The sequence below is a fragment of the Pseudoduganella sp. OTU4001 genome, assembly GCF_038440195.1.
In the GTDB taxonomy this organism is placed as follows: domain Bacteria; phylum Pseudomonadota; class Gammaproteobacteria; order Burkholderiales; family Burkholderiaceae_D; genus Rugamonas.
Genome location: NZ_JASATG010000005.1, coordinates 107,432 through 126,163 on the forward strand (window position 1 = coordinate 107,432; position 18,732 = coordinate 126,163).

Annotated in this window: 20 protein-coding genes; 17 read left to right on the forward strand and 3 right to left on the reverse strand. The window is 58.2% G+C overall.

The features are described 5' to 3' along the window. The first annotated feature begins 20 nt into the window (after positions 1-20). The 3 genes from AAHE99_RS06670 to AAHE99_RS06680 are packed head-to-tail and all read left to right on the forward strand — an operon-like array spanning position 21 to position 3,073. Positions 21-1,223 carry an ABC transporter substrate-binding protein gene (locus AAHE99_RS06670; protein ID WP_342115670.1) on the forward strand — a complete coding sequence of 401 codons (1,203 nt, stop codon included), beginning with the start codon at positions 21-23 and terminating at the stop codon, positions 1,221-1,223. A gap of 5 nt (positions 1,224-1,228) precedes the next feature. Then, complete coding sequence (locus AAHE99_RS06675) at positions 1,229-2,113, forward strand: branched-chain amino acid ABC transporter permease (RefSeq protein WP_342115672.1); 885 nt, start codon at positions 1,229-1,231, stop codon at positions 2,111-2,113. Next, positions 2,114-3,073 carry a branched-chain amino acid ABC transporter permease gene (locus AAHE99_RS06680; RefSeq protein ID WP_342115674.1) on the forward strand — a complete coding sequence of 320 codons (960 nt, stop codon included), beginning with the start codon at positions 2,114-2,116 and terminating at the stop codon, positions 3,071-3,073. 62 nt (positions 3,074-3,135) lie between these two features. On the opposite strand, the gene AAHE99_RS06685 is transcribed toward AAHE99_RS06680, so the two are convergent. Both AAHE99_RS06685 and AAHE99_RS06690 read right to left on the reverse strand, forming a co-directional pair. Beyond that, positions 3,136-3,885, reverse strand: coding sequence for an REP-associated tyrosine transposase (locus tag AAHE99_RS06685; RefSeq protein WP_342115677.1), 750 nt, complete (start codon positions 3,883-3,885; stop codon positions 3,136-3,138). A gap of 118 nt (positions 3,886-4,003) precedes the next feature. Then, positions 4,004-5,161 carry an iron-containing alcohol dehydrogenase gene (locus AAHE99_RS06690; RefSeq protein ID WP_446728900.1) on the reverse strand — a complete coding sequence of 386 codons (1,158 nt, stop codon included), beginning with the start codon at positions 5,159-5,161 and terminating at the stop codon, positions 4,004-4,006. A gap of 91 nt (positions 5,162-5,252) precedes the next feature. Here AAHE99_RS06690 and AAHE99_RS06695 point away from each other — a divergent pair, with 91 nt between their 5' ends. The 14 genes from AAHE99_RS06695 to AAHE99_RS06760 all read left to right on the forward strand — a co-directional run bounded on the left by AAHE99_RS06695 (position 5,253) and on the right by AAHE99_RS06760 (position 17,713). Continuing rightward, on the forward strand, positions 5,253-6,014 hold the full coding sequence (locus AAHE99_RS06695) for a TSUP family transporter (RefSeq protein WP_342115683.1): 762 nt from the start codon (positions 5,253-5,255) through the stop codon (positions 6,012-6,014). Positions 6,015-6,139: 125 nt separating this feature from the next. Continuing rightward, positions 6,140-8,068, forward strand: coding sequence for a tRNA uridine-5-carboxymethylaminomethyl(34) synthesis enzyme MnmG (gene mnmG / locus AAHE99_RS06700; RefSeq protein WP_342115685.1), 1,929 nt, complete (start codon positions 6,140-6,142; stop codon positions 8,066-8,068). Then, positions 8,068-8,712: a 16S rRNA (guanine(527)-N(7))-methyltransferase RsmG gene (gene rsmG / locus AAHE99_RS06705; RefSeq protein ID WP_342115687.1), complete on the forward strand. Its 645-nt coding sequence runs from the start codon at positions 8,068-8,070 to the stop codon at positions 8,710-8,712. Before mnmG ends, rsmG begins: the two co-directional genes overlap by 1 nt. Before the next feature lie 87 nt (positions 8,713-8,799). After that, positions 8,800-9,570 (forward strand): ParA family protein, encoded by a 771-nt coding sequence (locus AAHE99_RS06710; protein ID WP_342115689.1) that lies wholly within the window; start codon positions 8,800-8,802, stop codon positions 9,568-9,570. Between the two features lie 6 nt (positions 9,571-9,576). Beyond that, complete coding sequence (locus AAHE99_RS06715; protein WP_342115691.1) at positions 9,577-10,464, forward strand: ParB/RepB/Spo0J family partition protein; 888 nt, start codon at positions 9,577-9,579, stop codon at positions 10,462-10,464. A gap of 248 nt (positions 10,465-10,712) precedes the next feature. After that, positions 10,713-11,081 (forward strand): ATP synthase subunit I, encoded by a 369-nt coding sequence (locus AAHE99_RS06720; RefSeq protein WP_342115693.1) that lies wholly within the window; start codon positions 10,713-10,715, stop codon positions 11,079-11,081. Between the two features lie 19 nt (positions 11,082-11,100). Beyond that, entirely contained in the window at positions 11,101-11,901 is an 801-nt protein-coding gene (gene atpB / locus AAHE99_RS06725) for a F0F1 ATP synthase subunit A (protein WP_342115695.1), read from the forward strand. 72 nt (positions 11,902-11,973) lie between these two features. Then, a complete protein-coding gene (gene atpE / locus AAHE99_RS06730; RefSeq protein ID WP_342115697.1) occupies positions 11,974-12,252 on the forward strand; it encodes a F0F1 ATP synthase subunit C in 279 nt (92 codons plus the stop codon). A 37-nt stretch (positions 12,253-12,289) separates the two neighbouring features. Next, entirely contained in the window at positions 12,290-12,760 is a 471-nt protein-coding gene (locus AAHE99_RS06735) for a F0F1 ATP synthase subunit B (RefSeq protein ID WP_342115700.1), read from the forward strand. A 2-nt stretch (positions 12,761-12,762) separates the two neighbouring features. Further along, positions 12,763-13,296: a F0F1 ATP synthase subunit delta gene (locus tag AAHE99_RS06740; RefSeq protein ID WP_342115704.1), complete on the forward strand. Its 534-nt coding sequence runs from the start codon at positions 12,763-12,765 to the stop codon at positions 13,294-13,296. A gap of 48 nt (positions 13,297-13,344) precedes the next feature. Further along, positions 13,345-14,886 (forward strand): F0F1 ATP synthase subunit alpha, encoded by a 1,542-nt coding sequence (atpA, locus tag AAHE99_RS06745; protein ID WP_342115707.1) that lies wholly within the window; start codon positions 13,345-13,347, stop codon positions 14,884-14,886. Positions 14,887-14,931: 45 nt separating this feature from the next. Continuing rightward, positions 14,932-15,804 (forward strand): F0F1 ATP synthase subunit gamma, encoded by an 873-nt coding sequence (gene atpG / locus AAHE99_RS06750; RefSeq protein WP_342115708.1) that lies wholly within the window; start codon positions 14,932-14,934, stop codon positions 15,802-15,804. Between the two features lie 30 nt (positions 15,805-15,834). Further along, positions 15,835-17,235, forward strand: coding sequence for a F0F1 ATP synthase subunit beta (atpD, locus tag AAHE99_RS06755; RefSeq protein ID WP_155454856.1), 1,401 nt, complete (start codon positions 15,835-15,837; stop codon positions 17,233-17,235). A 52-nt stretch (positions 17,236-17,287) separates the two neighbouring features. Further along, entirely contained in the window at positions 17,288-17,713 is a 426-nt protein-coding gene (locus tag AAHE99_RS06760; RefSeq protein ID WP_342115713.1) for a F0F1 ATP synthase subunit epsilon, read from the forward strand. Between the two features lie 69 nt (positions 17,714-17,782). On the opposite strand, the gene AAHE99_RS06765 is transcribed toward AAHE99_RS06760, so the two are convergent. Beyond that, positions 17,783-18,646, reverse strand: a complete 864-nt coding sequence (locus tag AAHE99_RS06765; RefSeq protein WP_342115715.1) for a DUF4351 domain-containing protein — start codon at positions 18,644-18,646, stop codon at positions 17,783-17,785. Positions 18,647-18,732: the final 86 nt, after the last annotated feature.

The window sequence follows — 18,732 nt, forward strand, 5'->3', positions numbered from 1 at the left end:
ACATTGAAAACGGAGACACCATGAACCGCAAAGTAACCGCCATCGCAACAGCAGCCCTTTGCTGCGCCTTTAGCAGCGCCCACGCACAGATCTCCGGCGACACCATCAAGATCGGCTTTATCACCGACATGTCCGGGGTCTATTCCGACATCGACGGCCAGGGCGGCGCCGAAGCGATCAGGATGGCGATTGCCGATGCGGGCGGCGCCATCGCCGGCAAGAAGATCGAGTTCGTGTTTGCGGACCACCAGAACAAGGCCGATATCGCAGCCTCCAAAGCGCGCGAATGGTTCGACCAGCAAGGCGTCGACATGCTGATCGGCGGCACCAATTCCAGCGCCAACCTGTCGATGGCCAAAGTGGCCCTGGACAAGAAGAAGATCTTCATGGTGGTCGGCGCCGGTTCCTCGCGCCTGACCAACGAGGAGTGCACGCCTTATACCGTGCACTACGCCTACGACACCGTAGCGCTGGCGCGCGGCACCGGCAGCACCATCGTCAAGCAGGGCGGCAAGAACTGGTACTTCCTGACTGCCGATTACGCCTTTGGCCACTCGCTCGAAAAGGACACCACCGAGGTGGTGAACAAGTCCGGCGGCAAGGTGATCGGCAATGTGCGCCACCCATTCCCGGGCACGGACTTTTCGTCCTTCCTGATGCAGGCTTCCTCGTCGGGCGCGCAGGTGCTTGGCCTGGCTAACGCCGGCGGCGACTTTATCAACTCCGTGAAGGCCGCCAACGAATTCGGCGTGGGCAAGAAGATGAAGATGGCCGGCCTGCTGGTGTTCATCAACGACATCCACTCGCTGGGCCTGAACGCCACCGCCGGCATGTACCTGACCGACGGCTGGTACTGGGATATGAATGAACAGACCCGCGCCTGGTCCAAGCGCTACTTCTCGAAGATGAAGAAGGAGCCGTCAATGCTGCAGGCCGGCGACTACTCCGCCGCCGCGCAATACCTCGCCGCTGTAAAGGCTGTCGGCACCGACGATTCGGACAAGGTGATGGCCAAGCTCAAATCCACCACCATCAAGGACATGTTCACTAATAACGGCGTGATCCGCCCGGACGGCCGCATGGTGCACGATATGTACCTGATGGAAGTGAAGAAGCAGTCCGAATCCAAGTACCCGTGGGACTACTACAAGGTCGTCGCCACGATCCCGGGTGACCAGGCATACATGTCCAAGGCCGAAACCAAATGCGCCTTGTGGAAGTAAGCTGAATGGAGATCTTCGGCCGCCCGCTACCGATGATGATGTCCCAGCTCTTGCTGGGACTTGTCAACGGCTCCTTCTACGCCATGCTGTCGCTCGGCCTCGCCGTGATTTTCGGGCTGCTGAACGTGATCAACTTCGCCCACGGCGCCCTGTACATGATGGGCGCCTTCCTCGCATGGATCGGCATGACCCATTTCGGCATGAGCTACTGGAGCATGCTGGTGCTGGCGCCGCTGATCGTAGGCGCACTTGGCGTGGTGATCGAGAAAACCATGCTGCGCTGGCTGTATAAGCTGGACCATCTTTACGGGCTGTTGCTGACGTTCGGCCTGACCCTGCTGATCGAAGGCGGTTTCCGCTCGTTTTACGGGGTCTCAGGGCAGCCGTTCGAAACGCCTGAGGCCCTGCAGGGGGCGACGGACCTCGGCTTCATGGTGATGCCGAATTACCGCGCCTGGGTGGTGCTGGCATCGCTGGTGGTTTGCCTGGCCACCTGGTTCGTGATCGAAAAGACCAAACTGGGCGCCTACCTGCGCGCCGGCACCGAGAATCCCAAGCTGGTGGAAGCCTTCGGCATCAACGTTCCGCTGATGGTCACCCTCACCTACGGCTTTGGAGTCGCTTTGGCGGGCTTTGCAGGCGTTCTGGCGGCTCCAATCCAGCAGGTGACACCCCTGATGGGGTCGAACCTGATAATCGTCGTATTCGCCGTTGTGGTGATCGGGGGCATGGGGTCGATTCTTGGCTCGATCGTCACCGGCCTCGCGCTCGGTGTGATCGAAGGGCTGACCAAAGTGTTCTATCCCGAGTTTGCCAACACCGTCGTATTTTTGGTGATGGTCATCATCCTATTGCTGCGCCCCGCCGGCCTGTTTGGCAAGGAACGATAAATGAACAAGAAGCTGGGCTACTCCATCGCACTGTTGCTGGCGCTGGGCGCGCCGTTTGTCGGCTATCCCGTGCTGCTGATGAAGCTTTTATGCTTCTCGCTGTTCGCCTGCGCCTTCAACCTGCTGATTGGCTTTACCGGCTTGCTGTCCTTCGGCCACGCCGCCTTCTTCGGAGCCGCTGGCTACGTTGCCGGCAACGCCCTGAAGAACTGGGGCTTGCCATTTGAATTGAGCCTCACTGTCGCCGTATTGGCCGGTACCGCGATTGGCCTGGTAATGGGCGGACTGGCGATTCGCCGGCAAGGGATCTATTTCTCCATGATCACGCTGGCGCTGGCGCAGATGGTGTATTTCGGCGCGCTGCGCTTCACCGACTTCAGCGGCGGCGAAGACGGCCTGCAGGGCGTGCCGCGCGGCCGCCTGCTTGGGATGGTTGACCTGGGCAACGACCTGACGATGTACTACGTGGTGCTGGCGATTGCCATTGCCGGCTTCGCGCTGATCGTGCGCACGGTCCACTCGCCGTTTGGCCAGGTGCTGAAAGCGATCAAGGAAAACGAGCCGCGCGCGATATCGCTTGGGTACGACGTTGACAAGTACAAGCTGGCGGCGTTCGTGCTGTCGGCCAGCCTGGCCGCCTTGGCCGGTGCTACCAAGACGATCGTACTGGGCTTCGAAACGCTGACGGACGTGCATTGGAGCATGTCCGGCCTGGTGATCCTGATGACGCTGGTGGGCGGGATGGGGACGCTGGCCGGCCCCATCATTGGCGCCATCCTGATCATCTCGCTGGAAAACAAGCTGGGCGATTTCGGCACCATGATGACCGGCCTGACCGGCATGGAATGGTTCACAACCCTGGGCGAAGCGGTCGGCCTGGTAACCGGCCTCATCTTCGTCACCTGCGTCCTCCTCTTCCGCAAAGGCATCGTCGGCGAAATCCTCTCCCGCCACCGCTGACCCCGTGTCCACCTTGGGGCGGTACGGCGACCCGGCAGGCTCTTTGGTGGACACGAGCTCATCTAAACTTCGGGATACTTTGTCAGGGCCCGGCTGACTGTCCTGGTTGATACGCCGAAGCATTCTGCAATTTCCTGTAGCGTGTAGGCAGTCGAATGGAAGGCGCGCGCCATGCCTTCATTTCGGTCGGGGTAAGCTTGCTGGTATTCGTGCAATGGACGTGCTTGCTCCCGCTTTGGGTTGGGGATTTGCCGATAGTGCTTCAATGGATTTGGCTTGCCGATCCCAGCGTGTACGAATGCTTCGTATGACTCGGCTGTATTGAACAGGGATAGCATCCAGTCGGTTTCCAGCCAGATTGGTGAGTTTGCCGGCGCCAGGAAATGCCGGTGGTGGCTCCACTCCCAATCGCTGGCGGATGTCGTTAACCCTGCCCGAACGGGATTCAGGCTGATATATCTGGCTACCTCAAGTAGCTGCTCATTTGATTTGATTAGGACGGCGTGGAATCTACCTTGAATCACATGGCCCGACGATCCATGACGTTTGTTGAAGTGCTGGCAGTACTGGGCATTCAACATATGCAATGCCTCTGACAGGTTGGCTGCCGGTGTTCCTATCAGCAGGTGGTAGTGGTTCGGCATCAGACAATACCCGTATATCCTGATGTGATGTTTCTCGGCAGTTGCCGCGAGCTTTTCCAGCCAGATGAAAAAGTCGCGCTGATCCAGGAAGATCGGTGCGCGCCGGTTACCACGTGAAGTGACGTGATAGTAGGCGCCATGAATGTGGGTGCGGGGAGGGCGGCTCATAACGCTACGTTAATCAAAATCACGCAGCATGATTTGATTTTGCGCAGGGATATGGTTCGGTCCGTGTCTACCAAAGAGCCTGACCCCATGGTGGACACGGACTGGGCTGTAGCTGTAGCTAGAGGGCGAGTTGGTAGATCTTGTATGCGTCGTCGCGCGTGACTTCGCGGGGATTGTTGCCGAGAAGCCGGGTTTGCTTCATGGCGTCGTCGGCTAGCAGGTTGAGGTCGGTTTCGGCGATGCCGACCTGGCGCAGGGTGCGGGGCAATCCTGTGATCGTGGCAAATTGTTGCATCGCAACAGCGAGTGCTTCGGCCCGGGCTTCGGCGCTGCCTTCCGCATGGGGGACGACGATGGTTGCCAGCTCTGCGTATTGTTCCGCGCAGGCTTCTGTATTGAAGCGTAGGACATGTGGCAGGACCAGCGAGTTCGACAGGCCGTGCGGGACGTGGAAGATGCCGCCAATCGGATAGGCCAGCGCATGGACTGCGGCAACCGGGGCGTTGGCGAAAGCTTGCCCTGCCAGCATGGCGCCCAACAGCATCGCTTGGCGTGCCGCCAGGTCGCGGCCGTTCTCGCAGGCGCGGATCAGGTTGCGGGACAGGAGGGTGAGGGCTTGCCGCGCCAGTCCGTCCGACAGGGGATTCTTTTTGTGCTTGCTGGTGTAGGCCTCGATGGCGTGCACCATGGCGTCGATGCCGGTGGCGGCTGTCACGCCTGCAGGCAGGCCGATGGTGAGCTCGGCGTCGAGGACGGCCAGGTCGGCATACAGCTGGGGTGCGACGATGCCCATCTTGCTAGTGGCGCCCGTGGTGACGATGGAGATATTGGTCATTTCGGAACCAGTGCCGGCCGTCGTGGGGATCTGGACCAGGGGCAGCCGTCTGCCGCGCACATTGCCAATGCCGTAGATCTGATCCAGTGATTGCGGGCTGGCGGCGAGTACTGCGACGAGTTTGGCGACGTCCATCGAGCTGCCACCGCCGAGGCCGATGACCAGTTCTGTCTCGTGCTGGCGGGCAGCGGTGAGGGCATCTTCGATCACATGTTCGGGTGGATCGGGTAGCACGTCGGCAAATTGTTCCACGTGAAACATTGCAGCGCGGAGACTTGCGATAGGCGCTTCCGCCTGGCCGGTGCGTAGGAAACCCTGGTCAGTCACCAGCAAGATGCGTTGCACGTCCGGGAAGCGTGCCCGGATCTCGGGGCCCAGTTCCTTCGCTGCGCCAGGCGCGGAAAGGATGGTGGGAACTGTCGTGAAGCTGAACGCGGTCAATGTGCTCATGGGGAAAGCTTACACCAGCCATCGGCACCCTGCTCGTTTCCGACTTACAATATTACGTTTCCGAATTATGCTGGGGCGGGTAATGGTCGAGTATGGGTTGTTGGCGGGCGCTGCCTTCGCGGCGGGTTTTGTGGATGCGGTGGTGGGTGGTGGCGGCCTGATCCAGATTCCGGCCTTGTTCTCGGCCATGGGCAATACGCCGCCGGCGACCCTGTTCGGCACCAACAAGGTAGCCAGCGTGTTCGGTACCAGCGCAGCGGCGCTGAACTATGCGCGACGTACTTCCATCGCCTGGTCGACTGTGGCGCCGGCTGCGGTGGCGGCTTTTCTGTTTGCTTTCCTTGGTGCATATACCGTCACCAAGATCCCGGCTGACTTCCTGCGTGGCTTGCTACCTTTCGTGCTGCTGGCGGTGGCGGTCTATACCTTCTACCGGAAGGACCTGGGTAGCGTGCATGCTCCCTTGCATTCCGGCACCAAGGAAAAGGTGCTGGCTGTGCTGGTGGGTGCGGGCATTGGCTTTTACGACGGCTTCTTTGGCCCGGGCACAGGCAGTTTCCTGGTGTTCCTGTTTGTGCGCAGCTTTGGCTTCGATTTCCTGGGTGCGTCGGCGGCAGCCAAGGTGGTGAACGTGGCCTGCAATGTGGCGGCGATCCTGCTGTTCGGCTTTACCGGCCACATCATCTGGCAGCTGGGCCTAATGATGGCGGCGTGCCAGATCGTTGGTTCGGTGTTGGGGACCAAGCTAGCGTTGAAGCATGGCAGCGAGTTTGTGCGCCGTTTGTTCCTGGTTGTGGTGGCCGTGTTGATCGTCAAAACTGGTTACGACGCATGGCTTAAGTGATATTGTTTCACGTGAAACAGTTGAGGCCGGGTGATTTCCCGGCCTTTTTTTCTGCCCAAAAAATTCGCAGCGTAGAAAAAACTTTATAATCCTGTTTGATCCCAAGCTTTCCCCCTATTTTTACCATGCTATTTCCTACTGAATTCGACGTTATCGTTGTCGGCGGCGGTCACGCCGGTACCGAGGCGGCCCTCGCTTCGGCCCGTATGGGTCAGAAGACCCTCCTGTTGACCCACAACATTGAGACCCTGGGCCAGATGTCGTGCAACCCATCCATTGGCGGTATCGGCAAAGGCCATCTGGTCAAAGAAGTCGATGCGATGGGTGGCGCCATGGCCATCGCTACCGATGAGTCGGGCATCCAGTTCCGTATCCTGAACTCGTCCAAAGGCCCTGCCGTGCGCGCGACTCGCGCCCAGGCCGACCGTATCCTGTACAAGGCCGCCATCCGTCATCGACTGGAAAACCAGCCGAACCTGTGGCTGTTCCAGCAGGCGGTGGACGACCTGATGGTGGAGGGCGACCGCGTGGTCGGCGCCGTTACCCAGATCGGTCTGAAGTTCCTGGGCCGTGCTGTCGTGCTGACCGCGGGCACCTTCCTGGACGGCAAGATCCACGTCGGCCTGCAGAATTTCTCCGCCGGCCGCGCCGGCGATCCGCCTGCGATCTCGCTGTCGGCGCGCCTGAAAGAACTCAAGCTGCCGCAGGGTCGCCTGAAGACTGGCACGCCGCCGCGTATCGATGGCCGCAGCATCGACTTCTCCCAAATGACCGAGCAGCCGGGCGACCTGGACCCAGTGCCAGTGTTCTCGGTGATGGGTAACGCCTCCATGCACCCGCAACAGCTGCCGTGCTGGGTAACCCACACCAACCAGAAAACCCACGACATTATCCGTGGCGGCCTGGACCGTAGCCCGATGTACACCGGTGTGATCGAGGGTGTTGGTCCGCGTTATTGCCCGTCGATTGAGGACAAGATCCATCGCTTCTCGGCCAAGGAATCGCACCAGATTTTCCTGGAGCCAGAGGGCCTGACCACCCACGAGTTCTACCCGAACGGTATCTCGACCAGCCTGCCATTCGATGTGCAGATCGAGCTGGTGCGTTCGATGAAAGGCCTGGAAAACGCGCACATCCTGCGTCCGGGCTACGCGATTGAATACGATTACTTCGACCCGCGCGGCCTGAAGGCGTCGCTGGAAACCAAGGCTATCAACGGCCTGTTCTTCGCTGGCCAGATCAACGGCACCACCGGTTACGAAGAAGCGGCAGCACAGGGCATGCTGGCAGGTATCAACGCGGCACTGCAAACCAAGGGCGAAGAGGCGTGGACTCCGGCACGTTCGGAAGCCTACCTCGGCGTGCTGGTGGACGACCTGGTGACCCAGGGCGTGCAAGAGCCATACCGCATGTTCACCAGCCGCGCGGAATACCGCTTGAGCCTGCGTGAAGACAACGCCGACATGCGCCTGACAGAAATCGGGCGTAAGCTGGGTGTGGTGGGCGATGCGCAGTGGGAAGCATTCGACCGCAAGCGCGAGGCCGTGGCGCAGGAACTGGAACGCCTGAAATCGACCTGGGTTAACCCGCGTATCCTGGCTGCTGCCGAGTCGGAGCGTGTGATTGGCCAGGCTATCGAGCGCGAATACTCGCTGGCGGATTTGCTGCGCCGTCCGGGTGTCGGCTATGAAAAGTTGATGACCATGACGGGCAATGAAGGCCAGGCGCTGGCTGGTCCAGGCGTCACCGACGAAGCAGTCATGGAGCAGATCGAAATCACCCTGAAGTACTCGGGCTATATCGATCGCCAGCTGCGCGAAGTGGAGCGCCACGAGCATTACGAAAACCTGAAGCTGCCAGAGGGCTTCAACTACGCTGAGATTACGGCGCTGTCGATGGAAGTGCGCCAGAAACTGCAGAAGCATCGCCCGGAAACCCTGGGCCAGGCTTCGCGTATTTCGGGCGTGACCCCGGCGGCGATTTCGCTGCTGCTGGTGCACTTGAAGAAAGCCGGCTACGGCGGCTTCGTCACGCTGAAAGACGAGGCGGCTTGATGGCGGTGTTTGATCGCGCCGCACTGGCGCATGTACTGAAGAATGGTGTCGAACAGCTGGATCTGGGCCTGAGCGAAGCACAGCAGGAAAAGCTGCTGGATTACCTGGCCCTGCTGAACAAGTGGAACAAAGTCTATAACCTGACGGCCGTGCGCGACCCGATGGAAATGATGACCCTGCACGTGCTGGATTCGCTGGCAGCGGTGCCGGCGTTCAAGGATGCGCAGAATGTGCTGGACGTTGGGGCAGGGGGCGGATTGCCGGGCATGGTGCTGGCAATCTCGCGGCCGGACATGAAAGTGGCGATGATCGACATCGTGCACAAGAAAACGGCCTTCCTGAACCAGGTGAAGGCGGAGCTGGAACTAGGCAACGTCACGGTGTACACGAAGAAGGTGCAGGAACTGCAGGTCAAGACGCCTTACGACGTCATCACCTCGCGGGCTTTTGCGGACCTCAGCGATTTTGTGAACTGGTCCGGGCACCTGCTGGCGGAGGGCGGGCAATTCATAGCCCTGAAAGGCACGGCGCCAGCAGAGGAGCGCGAGCGACTGCCAGACCCATGGAAAGTGAACGATTTAAAGCCTTTGGAAGTCCCGGGGCTGGACGCACAGCGTCACCTGGTTTTCATCGGCAGGGCGTAACTGTATAAACGGTATAAATAATATTAATCGTTTATACGAAATAAATAGTATAAACGGTTTAAACAATATAAAACGATTCGACCATACATGGCCAAAATTTTCTGTGTAGCAAATCAAAAGGGCGGCGTAGGTAAGACTACCACGACTGTTAACCTGGCCGCCGGCCTGGCCAAACTTAACCAGCGAGTGTTGCTGGTTGACCTCGATCCTCAGGGTAACGCGACAATGGGCGCGGGGATCAACAAGGCGATCCTGGAAACTTCCACTTATGAAGTCCTGCTCGGCACTGCCGATGTGGCGACTGCGCGCCAGCGCTCGGAAGCAGGGCGCTTTGATGTGCTGCCAGCCAACCGTGAGCTGGCTGGTGCGGAAGTTGAAATGGTCGAGCTGGAGAACCGCGAGCGCCGCTTGCGTGATGCGCTGGCTCTGGTCGCGAAGGATTATGACTTCGTTCTGATCGACTGCCCGCCCGCACTGTCGATGCTGACGCTGAATGGCCTATGCGCGGCGCATGGCGTGATCATTCCAATGCAGTGCGAGTACTACGCACTGGAAGGTTTGTCGGATCTGGTGAACACCATCAAGAAGGTGCACGCGAACCTGAATCCGGATCTGAAGATTATCGGCCTGCTGCGCGTGATGTTCGATCCGCGCATGACGCTGTCGCAGCAAGTGTCGGCCCAGCTCGAGCAGCATTTCGGCGACAAGGTGTTCAAGACGATTATCCCGCGCAATGTGCGATTGGCTGAGGCGCCGTCTTACGGCATGCCGGGCGTGACCTTCGACCCGGCGTCGAAAGGTGCGCAGGCTTACATCGCCTTCGGCGCGGAAATGGTTAAACGTATCAAGAAAATGTAATCAACGATGGCAACTAAAAAAATGAAAGGCCTCGGCCGCGGTCTGGATGCGCTGCTCGGTGGCGACGAAGATCCGTCCAATCCAACTTCGCACCCGACTCCGTCGGAGATGGCGGTGCAATTCTTGCAAGCCGGTAAGTATCAGCCGCGTACCCAGATGGATGAGGGTGGTTTGGCTGAGCTGGCATCGTCGATCAAGACCCAGGGCATTATCCAGCCGCTACTGGTGCGTCCGGTGGGGATCGACAAGCCGACTGGGCATGTCAAATATGAAATCATCGCGGGCGAGCGCCGTTTCCGTGCGGCGCAGCTGGCTGGCCTGGAAACGGTGCCGGTCCTGGTGAAGGATGTAGACGACACCACCGCTGCGGCGATGGCGCTGATCGAGAACATCCAGCGCGAGGATTTGAATCCGCTGGAAGAGGCGCAAGGTATCCATCGTCTGATTACGGACTTCTCCTTTACCCATGAGCAAGCTGCCCAAGCGGTGGGGCGTTCGCGCTCGGCCGTTTCGAACCTGCTGCGTTTGTTGAACCTGGCGGAGCCGGTGCAGACCATGCTGATGGCGGGTGATATTGATATGGGCCATGCGCGTGCGCTGCTGGCGGTCGATGCGGCTTCGCAAATTGCTCTGGCGAATGTTGTTATCGCGAAACGTTTGTCGGTGCGTGAGACGGAGAAACTTGTCCACAACCATATGGAAGAGGCGAAGGCCAAGCCTGTCGCTCGTGCCAAGGAGAAGTCGGGGGATATCAAGCGGCTGGAGGAAGAGCTGTCGGATACGCTCGCTACTTCGGTAGTGTTCAAGATGGGGGCCAAGGGCAAGGGTCAGATGATTATTGACTTTGCGGACCTGGATATCCTCGATGGGGTGATTGCCCGTCTGCGCGGCTAAAACCGGTAGATCAGTGTCAGACCCATGGGGTCTGACACTCGGCACGCGGCAGCCGCCGAATGGTGTCTGACCCTGCGGCTCAGACACTGGGTTACCGGTTTCGATTACCTGACACGTAATCGCCAGATGCCTACCTTTTCAGCAGAATAACTTGTTGTTAGGGGGGCGTTTTGCAATGCACCATGATTGACCCTGGTCACGTAAACCAACTATAATCCCGTGTCTTTGGGTCTAAAGGAACGTGGCAAGTGAGTGATTCTTCGAGAAGTATCGCCTGGCCAGTCTTCCGAGTTGTTGCCCTGCAATTAACAATCGCCGTCCTCTTCTCTGCTACCGTGGCGCTTTTCGCCGGGGTGGAAAAAGGCTGGTCCGCAGCCGTGGGCGGCGGTATGGCAGTTATCGGTAGCTTTGTCTACGCGCTGATGGTGGCGCGCGGCACCGATGATGCAAAGAAAGCATTTCGGACGCACTTCCGCGCCGAGATGCTGAAGGTATTTGTAACGGCAGTGCTGTTTATTTGTGCACTGGTGCTGTTTAAGTCAGCCGCCTGGTTGTGGCTGATCCTAGGATTCGTAGTGGCAACCCTGGCTTACTGGCTGTCGCTGCTCAAGATTTAATCATTAAAAATTCGGACCTATGACTACTGAACACGCTACGGGCGGTCACGCCGGCCCGGCTAACGCCACCGAGTATATCCAGCACCACCTTACTCACAATTCCAACGGTACCTTCAACCTGGACACCTTCTGGATCTCCCTGATCCTGGGCTTCGTGTTCCTGGGTATCTTCTACATGGCTTCCAAGCGCGCTACTGCCGGCGTGCCAGGCAAGCTGCAAAACTTTGTTGAGTGGGTCATGGAGATGGTCAACGAGACCGTCAATTCCGCATTCCACGCCAAATCCGCCGTTATCGCTCCTCTGGCCATCACCATCTTCGTTTGGGTTTGGCTAATGAACGCAATGGACTTCCTGCCGGTCGACCTGCTGCCTAAGCTGCTGAGCTACGTTGGCATCAACTACCTGCGCGTTGTTCCGACCGCTGACGTGAACCACACCTTCGGCATGTCCGTTGGCGTGCTGATTTGTATCATTGGCTTCTCGATCAAGGCAAAAGGCGCTGGCGGCTGGACCAAAGAACTGTTCACCGCTCCGTTCCACGCTCACGGCACCGTCGGCACCATCCTGCTGGCTCCTGTGAACTTCATCTTCCAGATGCTGGAACTGTTTGCGAAACCAATTTCCCTGTCGCTGCGACTGTTCGGCAACATGTACGCCGGCGAACTGATCTTCATCCTGATCGCTCTGCTGCCATGGTGGGCACAGTGGCTGCTGGGTGGTCCATGGGCAATCTTCCACATTCTGATTGTTACCCTGCAAGCGTTTGTGTTTATGGCGTTGACGGTTGTGTACCTGGCCCTCGCGGTTGAGAAGCACTAATCAGCAACTTATTCGTAGTATTTAGTTTTTAGTTTTTGGTATTTTCGTTTTTTTTAAATTAGGAGAAATCTAATGCAAGCTCTGATCGCACAAGTACAAAGCATGACCGTTCTGGCCGTAGCAATCATCGTTGGCCTGGGCGCCATCGGTACCGCACTCGGTTTCGCAATCCTGGGCGGCAAGTTCCTGGAAGCGTCGGCACGTCAGCCTGAACTGATGCCACAACTGCAAACCAAACTGTTCGTTATCGCTGGTCTGCTGGACGCGATCTCCATGATCGGCGTTGGTGTTGCTCTGCTGTTCACCTTCAACAACCCATTCCTGACCGCCCTGGCACAAGCAGCAGCTTAATATTCGCTCCAACAGGGGATTCTTTTAGGAGCAAGGTATGAACATCAATATGTCGCTTCTCGGCCAAATGATCACCTTCGCGGTGCTCGTCTGGTTCTCGATGAAGTTCGTATTCCCGGCGCTGAACAATGCGCTGGATGAGCGTGCCAAGCGAATCGCAGATGGTCTGGCTGCCGCCGACCAAGGTCAGGCTTCGATGCAGAAAGCTGAAAAAGCTGCTGCTGAAGCCATGACCGCTGCCCGTAACGATGCTTCGTCGCTCGTTGCGGACGCTGAAAAGCGTGCCCAGCTGGTCGCTGAAGAAATCAAAGCAAACGCACAAGCCGAAGCTGCCCGTATCGTGGCACAAGCTAAAGCTGAAGCTGAGCAGCAAGTAACCCAGGCCCGCGAAGCACTGCGTGGTCAAGTGGCTGACCTGGCTGTGAAGGGCGCCGAGCAAATCCTGAAGCGCGAAGTCAACGCGTCGGCTCACGCTGACCTGCTGTCTCGCCTGGCTACCGAGCTCTGATTATGGCAGAGCTCGCAACCGTCGCCCGTCCTTACGCGGAAGCTCTCTTCCGCGTAGCCCAGGCTGGCAACCTCGCGCAGTGGTCCGATCTGGTGTCCGAACTGGCCCAGATCGGTTCGCATGAAGAGGTGCTGGCATATGCCCGCAATCCAAAAGTTCTGGATAGCGATGTCATCGCAGCCATCAAGGCCTTGCTGAAATCGCCGCTGAACGCGGAAGCGAACAACTTCCTCTCGATGCTGATCGAAAACGGTCGTATCGCACTGCTGCCGGAAATCGGTGCCCAATTCGCGCTGCTGAAGAACGCAGCCGAAGGCGCGGCAGACGCCGAAATCACGAGCGCATTCGACATGAGCGAAGCCCAGGTGGCCGAGCTGATCAAGACGCTGGAAAAGAAATTCAGCCGCAAGCTCAAACCAATCGTCAGCACTGACCCGACCCTGATCGGTGGCGTGCGTGTCGTGGTTGGCGACGAAGTGCTGGACACTTCGGTCAACGCCAAGCTGCAGCAGCTGCGTTCCGCGCTGGTCGCCTGATCAGGCCGCCTTTCGCGACAGCTAGAGAGAAAACATTTAGGAGTTAGTATGCAACTCAACCCATCCGAAATCAGCGAGCTGATCAAGAGCCGGATCCAAGGCATTGACGGCGGCGCTGAAGTGCGCAATCAAGGCACCGTAATTTCCGTAGCAGACGGTATCTGCCGCATCCACGGCCTGTCGGACGTGATGCAAGGTGAGATGCTGGAATTCCCAGGCAACACCTTTGGCCTGGCAATGAACCTGGAGCGTGACTCCGTTGGTGCCGTTATTCTGGGCGCCTACGAGCACATCTCCGAAGGCGACACCGTTAAGTGCACCGGCCGTATTCTGGAAGTTCCAATCGGTCCTGAACTGCGTGGCCGTGTTGTTAACGCCCTGGGCCAGCCGATCGACGGCAAAGGTCCGGTTAACACCACCCTGACCTCCCCAATCGAAAAGATCGCTCCAGGCGTTATCGCCCGTGAGTCCGTCGGCCAGCCTATGCAGACCGGCCTGAAGTCGATCGACGCGATGGTACCAATCGGCCGTGGCCAGCGTGAGCTGATCATTGGCGACCGTCAGACCGGTAAGTCCGCCGTTGCAGTTGATGCCATCATCAACCAAAAAGGCCAGGGCGTTACCTGTATCTACGTTGCTATCGGCCAGAAAGCATCGACCATCAAGAACATCGTGCGTTCCCTGGAACAGCACGGCGCGATGGAGTACACCATTGTTGTCGCCGCTTCCGCTTCGGAATCCGCAGCAATGCAGTACATCTCGGCTTACTCCGGTTGCACCATGGGCGAATACTTCCGCGACCGCGGTGAAGACGCCCTGATCGTGTACGACGACCTGTCCAAGCAAGCAGTTGCTTACCGTCAGATCTCCCTGCTGCTGCGCCGCCCACCAGGCCGTGAAGCATACCCAGGCGACGTGTTCTACCTGCACTCCCGTCTGCTGGAACGCGCTGCTCGCGTGAACGCCGACTACGTGGAAGCCTTCACCAAAGGCGCCGTGAAAGGCAAGACCGGTTCCCTGACTGCACTGCCGATCATTGAAACCCAGGCTGGCGACGTTTCGGCGTTCGTTCCAACCAACGTGATTTCGATTACCGACGGCCAGATCTTCCTGGAAACCTCGCTGTTCAACTCCGGTATCCGTCCTGCGATTAACGCAGGTATCTCGGTGTCCCGCGTTGGTGGCGCTGCTCAGACCAAGGTCATCAAGAACCTGTCCGGCGGTATCCGTACCGACCTGGCACAGTACCGTGAACTGGCTGCGTTCGCGCAGTTCGCTTCCGACCTGGACGAATCGACCCGTAAGCAGCTGGACCGCGGTGCCCGCGTGACCGAACTGCTGAAGCAGGCTCAGTACTCGCCACTGTCGATCTCCCTGATGGGCGCTTCCCTGTTCGCAGTGAACAAGGGCTTCCTGGACGACGTCGCTGTCAAGCGCGTGCTGGCTTTCGAAGCCGAACTGCACTCGTTCCTGAAGACCAAGCACTCCGCTCTGCTGGCCAAGATCGAAGAAACCAAGCAACTGGACAAAGACGGCGAAGCTGCGCTGTCGGCCGCCATTGCTGAGTTCAAGAAATCCTTCGCAAACTAATACACGGTGGCCCGGCAACGGGCCACCCCGCAAAGGAGAAGGATCATGGCAGTAGGTAAAGAGATACGTGGCAAGATCAAGAGCGTAGAGAATACGAAGAAGATCACCAAGGCGATGGAAATGGTCGCTGCATCGAAAATGCGCAAAGCGCAAGATCGTATGCGCGCCGCCCGTCCCTACAGTGACAAGATTCGTAATATCGCTGCGAACTTGGCTAACGCCAACCCAGAGTACACGCACCCGTTCCTGGCTGAAGCCAAGACGGAAGCCAAGGCAGTGGGCTTTATCATCGTGACGACCGACAAGGGTCTGTGCGGTGGTATGAACACCAACGTTCTGCGTATGGTGACCAACAAGACCCGCGAGCTGGAAGCTGCAGGCAACAAGATTGAAGCAGTCGCAATTGGTAACAAAGGTTTGGGCTTCCTGAACCGCATCGGTGTACCAGTGGTCGCACAAGCTACCCAGATCGGCGATACGCCGCACCTGGAAAAGCTGATCGGCCCAGTGCAAGTGATGCTGGAGAAATTCCAGGAAGGCAAACTGGACGCCGTTTACCTGTGCTACACCAAGTTCATCAACACGATGAAGCAAGAACCGATGGTCGAGCAGCTGTTGCCGCTGACCGCGGACAAGATGAAGGCCGATGAGCATTCCCACAACTGGGACTACATCTACGAGCCGGATGCTGCTTCCGTGATCGACGAACTGCTCGAGCGCTACATTGAAGCGCTGGTGTACCAGGCCGTTGCAGAAAACCTGGCGTCCGAGCAATCGGCGCGTATGGTGGCGATGAAGTCCGCATCGGACAACGCCGGCAACGTGATTGGTGAGCTGAAGCTGGTCTACAACAAGACCCGTCAAGCTGCAATTACCAAAGAACTGTCTGAAATCGTCGCCGGTGCGGCAGCGGTTTAAACGAATTTAACTATATTTGAAGGAACGAACATGGCTGATGGCAAAATCGTTCAGTGTATCGGCGCTGTGGTGGACGTTGAGTTCCCACGCAACGCGATGCCTAAGGTTTTTGACGCGCTGAAAATGGAAGGCTCCGAGCTGACCCTGGAAGTGCAACAGCAGTTGGGTGACGGCATTGTCCGTACCATTGCTCTGGGCTCCTCCGACGGTCTGCGTCGCGGCATGACCATCCAGAACACCGGCAAACCAATCATGGTCCCAGTAGGTAAAGCTACCCTGGGCCGTATTATGGACGTGCTGGGCAACCCGATCGACGAATGCGGTCCTGTCTCCCACGAGCAGACTGCTTCGATCCACCGCGTAGCTCCTGCTTACGACGAACTGTCCCCATCCCAGGACCTGCTGGAAACCGGCATCAAGGTTATTGACCTGGTCTGCCCATTCGCTAAGGGTGGTAAGGTTGGTCTGTTCGGCGGTGCAGGTGTGGGCAAGACCGTTAACATGATGGAACTGATCAACAACATCGCTAAAGCGCACTCGGGTCTGTCCGTGTTCGCCGGTGTTGGTGAGCGTACCCGTGAAGGTAACGACTTCTACCACGAAATGGCTGACGCCAAAGTGGTTGACCTGGAAAACCCAGCCAACTCCAAAGTGGCGATGGTTTACGGTCAGATGAACGAACCTCCTGGCAACCGTCTGCGCGTGGCGCTGACCGGTCTGACCATCGCTGAGTCGTTCCGTGACGAAGGCCGTGACGTTCTGTTCTTCGTGGACAACATCTACCGCTTCACCCTGGCCGGTACCGAAGTGTCCGCACTGCTGGGCCGTATGCCTTCCGCAGTGGGTTACCAGCCGACCCTGGCTGAAGAGATGGGCCGTCTGCAGGAGCGTATTACCTCCACCAAGACCGGTTCGATCACCTCGATCCAGGCCGTGTACGTTCCAGCGGATGACTTGACCGACCCGTCGCCAGCGACCACCTTCGGTCACCTGGATTCGACCGTCGTTCTGTCCCGTGACATCGCTGCTCTGGGTATCTACCCTGCGGTTGACCCACTGGATTCGACCTCCCGTCAGCTGGACCCGCTGGTTGTGGGCGAAGAGCACTACAACACCGCACGTGCCGTACAGGGCACCCTGCAGCGCTACAAAGAACTGCGTGACATCATCGCAATTCTGGGTATGGACGAACTGGCTCCAGAAGACAAACTGGTCGTTGCCCGCGCACGTAAGATGCAGCGTTTCCTGTCCCAGCCGTTCCACGTTGCTGAAGTGTTTACCGGTTCCCCAGGTAAGTACGTTTCGCTGAAAGACACGATCAAGGGCTTCAAGATGATCGCTTCCGGCGAACTGGACCACCTGCCAGAACAGGCCTTCTACATGGTTGGTACCATCGAAGAAGCCATCGAAAAAGCCAAGAAACTGGGCTAATTCGATTGTCGTAGCGGCCTCGTAATGGGGCCGCTATATACAGAGGATAAACATGGCAAACACTATTCACGTTGATGTGGTTTCGGCCGAAGAGCAAATCTTCTCGGGCGAAGCGACTTTCGTGGCGTTGCCGGGCGAGCAGGGCGAGCTGGGTATCTACCCTAAGCACACCCCGCTGATCACCCGTATCCGTCCAGGCGCGGTGCGCATCCAGGTTCCAGGCCAGGCTGAAGAAGAGTTCGTCTTCGTCGCCGGTGGTCTGCTGGAAGTGCAGCCAAACGCTGTGACGGTCCTGGCTGACACCGCGATCCGTGGTCATGACCTGGATGAAGCCAAGGCAGAAGCCGCCAAGAAACTGGCGGAAGAATCCCTGGCCAACAACAAGACCGGTATCGACTACGCGAAAGCACAAGCGGAACTGGCAGCGGCTATCGGCCAGCTGGCAGCAATCGCAAAACTGCGCAAGATCAAGGGCTAATCTCCTTCCTGCGCGGAATGAAAAAAGGCAGCCTCGGCTGCCTTTTTCTTTTGGCGCTTGTGGCGCCGGCTATTCGAATACTTGCTTCAGCATTTGCGCTTCCGGCATGGCGTCGCTCCAGGCTTCCAGCTGCTCCATCGTGGCTTTATGCAGCCGCTTGCGGACTGCCTGCGGCAGCGGCCCGAATCGTTGTGTGAGTTGCCGCGCCAGTAAATCTGCTGCTCCGTCCCGGCTGCCTTGCTCGCGTCCTTGCTCCAGTCCGTGTTGCAGGCCCTTCTGCCAACCCTTGTCCATGAATGATTGTTCCAGCGGAGTAATCCATTCCATCTTGCGCTCCTTCTCCAGCTTGAGGATGGAGTGCCAGTAACGCGCTTGCTGTGGTTCCTGCAACGCCATCATCCCGTTGATTACCTTGAACAAAACGATTATGCGCTGTGTGCTCCAACCGTGTTCGTAAAGCAGGCGTGTAAGGTGCCACTTTGCTGCGAGCAGGGCATCGGCATCATGCCGTTCCTGCTGTGACCGCAAGTGAGCGAGTGTGATGAGGGCAAACGGATTGTTCGAGTCGTGTAGATAGCCATTGTCGTAATCCAGCAGTTTGGCGGATGCGAACGAGATGCCCATCGTGGTGCCAAGCGCCTCGATATGGAAGTCTTGAGGACGCCAGTTGGGGTCTTCGTCAGCTAGCAGGGCCAGGCTGGCGACTTCTCGGCCGTACTCTTTGAAGATCCGGTAGTTGTAGTCGAAAATGCGTCGCGGCAAATTGGCGTCGTACTGCGCCTGCACTTCAATGTGCAGCAGTACCCATTGATTGCTGTCGCGCAGGCAAACCTCTACCAGCTTATCCGCCACCATCCCCCCCAGTGCGTCGCCAAAGCCGATCTGCGCCAGCTCCTTGTCGCGGAAGCGTGGCCGCTGCGACCAGTCGATCAATGGGTAGAGTTCCGCAAAGGGGCGGCGTAGTTGTCATTCTTCGAGTCTACGGCGCACAAACGCAAGGGCTACCGCTGCCCAGGCTG